The organism is Kitasatospora sp. MY 5-36 (genome assembly GCF_001182915.1).
Lineage (GTDB): Bacteria > Actinomycetota > Actinomycetes > Streptomycetales > Streptomycetaceae > Kitasatospora.
Map to the genome: position 1 here is coordinate 1 of NZ_LFVW01000955.1, position 1,775 is coordinate 1,775.

Below are 1,775 nucleotides of genomic sequence, written 5' to 3' on the forward strand. Positions count from 1 at the left end.
GCCACCGGCTCCTCGCCGAGCCTGCGCAGCCCCTCCGGGTCGGCGGCGATCCGTGCGGTGACCAGGTGCAGCGCCTGCTCCGGCGTCGCACCACCGCGCAACTCCCCTGCCAGGCCCGCGCAGAGCTCCACCACGGCCGCGGCCCGGTGCCGGGCCTCCACCGCCAGGCGTCGCCGCAGCCGCCACCTGCGCAGCGGCAGGACGGCCAGCGCGGCCGCGAGCACCGGCACCGGTGAGGCGGTGGCCTGCCCAGCGGACAACCCCAGCGGCAGGAGCAGCAGTTCGGGAACCAGGAAGCCCGGCAGCAGCCCCCTGACCCAGAACCGCACCTCGATCTCCGGGCCGGGCCCCCGCACCGGAGGCCCACTGCCCGCCAACACCAGCCTGGAGCGCTGCCCGCCCGGCAACTGCCCCTGCACCGCACGCCACGCGGCAACGGCCACCAGGAACAACGCCAGCACCCAGCAGAACGCGAGCTGACTCTGCATCACTTCACCCACCTCCGTTGACCTCGGTCTTTCCGGCCCGCGCCGCCGAGCAGCACCAGGGCTCCCACGGCGCACCCGCCCACCAACAGGGCGAAGGCGACTTCCACCACCCGCACGTCCGCGCCCACCGGCCCGGCCACCGTCACGGCGATCACGGGCGCCCCCGCCCGAGCGACACCCCGCGCGCCGCCAGCAGTCCGACCAGCCGCTCCCACCCCGCACCGGGGCTCAGGCCACCGGACGCCGGGAAGGCCACCGCGGGTGTGGTCACGGCCGACCCGTCACCGGCCCCGGCCAGCGTGTGGATCTCCGCCACCCGGCGCCGCCCCGAGCCCGGATCGCGGATCAGGTGCACCACCACGTCGAGCGCGGCCCGCAGTTGGCCGTGCAGCGCCGTCCGGTCGAGGCCCGCGAGCGCGCCCAGGGCCTCCAGCCGGACCGGCACGTCCGCCGCCGTGTTGGCGTGGACCGTGCCGCAGCCGCCTTCGTGCCCCGTGTTCAGCGCGGCCAGCAGGTCCGACACCTCGGGCCCGCGGACCTCGCCGATCACCAACCGGTCCGGACGCATCCGCAGCGCCTGGCGGACGAGGTCCCGCAGGGTGAACTCGCCCAGCCCCTCCTGATTTGGCGGCCGGCTCTGCAACCGGACCACGTGCGGGTGGGCCGGTTGCAGCTCGGCGGAGTCCTCGGCGAGCACGATCCGCTCGTCCGGCCCGACCAGACCGAGCAGGGCCGACAGGAGCGTCGTCTTCCCCGAGCCCGTCCCGCCGGAGACGAGCAGCGACAGCCGGGCCCGCACGATGCCCGCGAGCAGCTCCGCACCCTCCGGTGGCAGCGACCCGCCCACCACCAGCTCGTCGAGCGTGAAGGGCCGGGGGCGGCAGACCCGCAGCGAGATGTGCGTGCAGCCGGCCGCGATCGGCGGCAGTACGGCGTGCAGCCGGGTGCCGTCCGGCAGCCGGGCATCCACCCACGGGCGGGCGTCGTCCAGCCGCCGGCCGGCCGCCGTGGCCAGCCGGTGGGCCAGCCGCCGCACCGCCTCGGCGTCGGCGAAACGGACTCCGGTGGTCCGCTGCAGGCCGCCGCCACGGTCGACCCACACCTCGTCCGGACCGTTCACCAGGACGTCCGTGACGTCGGGCGCCGCCAGCAGCCGGTCCAGCGGGCCCGCACCCACCAGTTCGGCGCGCAGCGAGCGCACGGTGTCCAGGACCTCGTCCCCGCCGAGCGGCGGGCGGGTGGCCCGCAGCGCGGCCGCGACCGAGCCTGCCGTCGGGGCGGCCCCCG

Annotated in this window: 1 protein-coding gene and 1 pseudogene; both read right to left on the reverse strand. The window is 76.9% G+C overall.

Annotated elements, in window-relative coordinates; translation table 11 throughout:
• A pseudogene (locus AE652_RS38740) lies at positions 1-488 on the reverse strand (hypothetical protein); the annotation flags it as partial.
• Between the two features lie 151 nt (positions 489-639).
• Positions 640-1,775 (reverse strand): TadA family conjugal transfer-associated ATPase (locus tag AE652_RS38745; protein ID WP_049660155.1); only part of this gene is annotated, 1,136 nt, incomplete at its 5' end.